The 4,115-nt window shown below is 60.9% G+C and carries 3 protein-coding genes and 2 pseudogenes; 3 read left to right on the forward strand and 2 right to left on the reverse strand.

Features of this window, described 5'->3' with window-relative positions:
* Positions 1-136 (reverse strand): annotated as a pseudogene (locus ACRXB1_RS32190) (diguanylate cyclase domain-containing protein); the annotation flags it as partial.
* A gap of 43 nt (positions 137-179) precedes the next feature.
* Between ACRXB1_RS32190 and purF the strand changes: the two are divergent.
* Entirely contained in the window at positions 180-1,727 is a 1,548-nt protein-coding gene (gene purF, locus ACRXB1_RS32195) for an amidophosphoribosyltransferase (RefSeq protein ID WP_062002473.1), read from the forward strand.
* A 288-nt stretch (positions 1,728-2,015) separates the two neighbouring features.
* A complete protein-coding gene (locus ACRXB1_RS32200; RefSeq protein ID WP_449494334.1) occupies positions 2,016-3,209 on the forward strand; it encodes an O-succinylhomoserine sulfhydrylase in 1,194 nt (397 codons plus the stop codon).
* 49 nt (positions 3,210-3,258) lie between these two features.
* Here ACRXB1_RS32200 and ACRXB1_RS32205 read toward each other — a convergent pair whose 3' ends face one another.
* On the reverse strand, positions 3,259-3,600 hold the full coding sequence (locus tag ACRXB1_RS32205; RefSeq protein ID WP_056362764.1) for an FKBP-type peptidyl-prolyl cis-trans isomerase: 342 nt from the start codon (positions 3,598-3,600) through the stop codon (positions 3,259-3,261).
* A 256-nt stretch (positions 3,601-3,856) separates the two neighbouring features.
* Between ACRXB1_RS32205 and ACRXB1_RS32210 the strand changes: the two are divergent.
* Positions 3,857-4,115: pseudogene (locus tag ACRXB1_RS32210) on the forward strand (sensor histidine kinase); the annotation flags it as partial.

The following is a 4,115-nucleotide window of genomic DNA, read 5'->3' on the forward strand; positions in this document are numbered from 1 at the left end:
CTTCATCGCCGGCGCGATGTCCGAACAGATCGTTGACGAGCTTGAAACGATCCAGATCGACATAAGCAAGCGCCCACGACGACGCGTCCTCGCTCTGCGCGGCAATGGCCTTCTCCACACCACGGCGATGCACCGATATGCCCTTTCGACCCGTTTCGACTCTTTGAAGGACCAATGCCATGTGCGGCATCGTAGGCGTAGTTTCCCAGACTCCCGTCAACCAGTTGATCTATGACAGCCTGCTGCTCCTGCAGCACCGCGGTCAGGACGCAGCCGGCATCGCGACGGCGGACGGCAACAACTTCCACATGCATAAGGCCAACGGCATGGTGCGCGACGTGTTCCGCACGCGCAACATGCGCAGCCTGCCGGGCAATGTCGGCATTGGCCAGGTACGTTACCCGACGGCCGGGTCAGCATCGAGTGAAGAAGAAGCCCAGCCGTTCTACGTGAACGCGCCGTTCGGCATCATACTCGCCCACAACGGCAACCTGACCAACTGGCCGCAACTGAAGGAAGAGATGTTCCGGATCGATCGCCGGCACATCAACACTGCGTCCGACACGGAAGTCCTGCTCAACGTCTTCGCCCACGAACTGCAGTTGTCGAGCTCCGGCCTGCAACTCGATCCGGCTGCGCTGTTCAAGGCGGTGAGCGGCGTCCACAGGCGAGTGAAGGGTTCGTACGCGATCGTTTCGCTGATCGCCGGTTACGGGCTGGTCGCTTTCCGCGATCCGTTCGGCATTCGTCCACTGGTCCTCGGCAAGCAGGAAACGGCGACGGGCGTGGAATGGATGGTCGCGTCTGAATCGGTGGCGGTTGAAGGTATCGGCTTCGAATTCGTGCGTGACGTGGAACCGGGCGAAGCGATCTTCATCGATAACGACGGCAACCTGCACAGCCAGCAATGCGCCGAAAACCCCAGCCTCAACCCCTGCATCTTCGAACTCGTGTATCTCGCGCGTCCGGATTCGTGCCTCGACGGCGTGCCGGTCTACAACGCGCGCCTGCGCATGGGCGATTACCTCGCCGAGAAGATCAAGCGCGTGCTGCCGGACGTGGCTATCGACGTGGTGATGCCGATTCCGGATTCGTCGCGTCCCGCCGCCATGCAAGTGGCCGCGAAGCTGGGCGTGGAATATCGCGAAGGTTTCTTCAAGAATCGCTATGTTGGCCGCACATTCATCATGCCGGGCCAGGCCGTGCGCAAGAAGTCGGTGCGCCAGAAACTCAACGCCATGGCGATCGAGTTCAAGGGCAAGAACGTGTTGATTGTGGATGATTCCATCGTTCGTGGAACCACATCGCACGAAATCGTACAGATGGCGCGCGATGCCGGCGCTGCGAAAGTGATTTTCGCGTCCGCTGCGCCGCCGGTGAAGTTCCCGAACGTGTATGGCATCGACATGCCCACGCGCGGCGAACTCGTCGCGCATGGCCGTTCGGACGACGAAGTCGCGCGCATGATCGGCGCGGATCATCTGGTGTATCAGGATGTCGCGGATCTGAAGCAGGCCATTCGGGACATCAACCCGGCGCTGAAGGAATTCGATGCATCGTGTTTCGATGGCAACTACATCACCGGCGATATCAACGAAGCCTATCTCGACCGTCTGGAAACGGCGCGTCTTGCGCCGTCCGCACAGTCGGATCGCGACGCCGCAAGTGAAGCAATGGAAGGCGGTGTATCGCGTTCGCAGTTGCACTTGCAGTTGTCGGTGGAATGACGCGGTTGGCTGCAGCGCGCGAAAACGCGTGATAGGATTGGGTTTGCGTCGATTTGAGATCAGCTTGCGGACGCGGGTTTCGATGGCTTCATCAATCGGAACCCGAAACAGCTAAAGCGAACCGGTGGAGAGTCCGACGAACATCGACTCCCTTCCCGGCGACGCTACAGGCTTTTTCGCACCGAGCCCGCTCATGCTGACGCAGAAGCGGGCTTTTTTGCGTCCCGGTTTTTGAATGCGGCCGGGCCACCACGAATGGAAGAGATGGAAAGAATGGACGATACGAACATGGACGACAACCTCAACTTCGACACGCTCGCCGTGCGCGCGGGAACCCTTCGCAGCGACTTCAACGAGCATTCGGAAGCGATTTTCCTGACATCGAGTTTCGTGTTCGAAAGCGCCGCGCACGCTGCGGAAAGCTTCAAGAACGCCGAAGAGGCTTACACGTACTCGCGCTTCACGAACCCGACCGTCGCGATGTTCCAGAAGCGCCTGGCCGCGCTCGAAGGCGGCGAGGCATGCATGGCGACGGCGTCGGGGATGGCCGCGATCATGTCGGTAGTGATGTGCTCCATGCAGCAGGGCGACCATCTGGTCAGCTCGAAGAGCCTGTTTGGATCGACGGTCGGCATGTTCTCGCAGATCTTCACCAAGTTCGGCATTACGACCACGTTCGTCGATCCGACCAATCTCGATGAATGGCGCGCCGCCGTGCGTCCCGAAACGAAGATGTTCTTCCTGGAGACGCCGTCGAATCCGCTGACCGAGATCGCCGACATTGAAGCGATCGGGAAGATATCGAAGGAAGTGGGCGCGCTGTTCGTCGTCGATAACTGTTTCTGCAGCCCGGCGTTGCAGCAGCCCTTGAAGCTCGGCGCGGACGTCGTGATGCATTCGGCCACCAAGTTCCTCGACGGGCAGGGCCGAGTGCTCGGCGGCGCGCTGGTCGGATCGAAGCAGTTCATCATGGAAAAGGTCTTCCCGTTCGTGCGCAGCGCGGGCCCGACCTTGTCCGCGTTCAACGCGTGGGTATTGCTCAAGGGCATGGAAACGCTCTCGCTGCGGGTGGAGAAACAGTCGTCGAATGCGCTGGAGATCGCGCGCTGGCTGGAAACGCATCCGGCTATCGAGCGCGTGTTTTATCCGGGGCTCGAGTCGCATCCGCAGTACGCGATTGCGAAAAAACAGCAGAAGGCGGGCGGGGCGATCGTGTCGTTCGAGCTGAGGGGCGCGACGCGGGAAGAGCAGCGGGCGAACGCGTGGCGCGTGATCGATTCTACGAAGATCTGCTCGATCACCGGTAATCTCGGCGATACACGCACGACGATCACGCATCCATCCACGACCACGCACGGTCGCTTGACGCCGGAAGTTCGTGAGGCCGCAGGGATTCGGGAGGGGTTGATCCGGCTTGCGGTGGGCCTGGAAAACGCCGGGGATATTCGTGGGGATCTGGAACGCGGTTTGGACGGCCAGTAATTCGACAGCGGGGTCGGGATTCGATCCCGGACCCCGCTATCGAAAAAAATCAAACGTCCAGCAATTCCACATCGAAGACCAGCGTGGCATTCGGCGGAATCACGCCGCCCGCGCCGCGCACGCCGTAGCCGAGTTGCGGCGGAATCGTCAGCTTGCGCTTGCCGCCGACCTTCATGCCCTGTACGCCTTCATCCCAGCCCTTGATGACCATGCCGCCGCCCAGCACGAACGCGAACGGATCGTTGCGGTCATGGCTCGAGTCGAACTTCTGGCCGTCGGTCAGCCAGCCCGTGTAATGCACGCTGACCGTCTTCCCGGCGACGGCATCCGCACCTTCACCCACGACCAGGTCTTCATACTTGAGGCCCGAGTCTGTCGTCACAATCGCCATGTTTCTCTCCTTGTGTACGCCGGCTTCATCGCCGGCTGAAATCGAAACCGGTATTGTAGGGCTTTCGGGCGCATCGTCACATCCGGCGAAGCGTGCACGGCGTTTGCTGCACACTCTGGCCGTTATCCTGTAATTAATCGCGTGAGGCTGACTTGCCCCGGATCGAGAGGCCTTAGGCACTCCCCTATAATGGCCAGTCATCTCGATAAAACCGGGCAAGGTCCTCGCATTTATCAACGCTCAAGGATTTCCAATCGTGACAACGTCTTTCTCAGGCACGGTCGAAACGGGGCGCGCTCCCCGTCCTGAAGCGCCGGTCGCGGGCACGGATGGCGTGCTTGTCCTGAATGCCGCGCAGCGCTGCCTCTCAGCCGACACCGTTCTCACGCATCTGTTCGACCTCGACGCCCGCGCGTTCGAGGGCCAGGCGCTTGCCGATACCCCTTTGCCAAAGCCGCTCATCGCGGTGCTTGCCGAAGCCGCCGATGCCGCGCTCGCCGCAGGCAGCGTCCGGA

This window comes from Caballeronia sp. M23-90 (assembly GCF_053574605.1).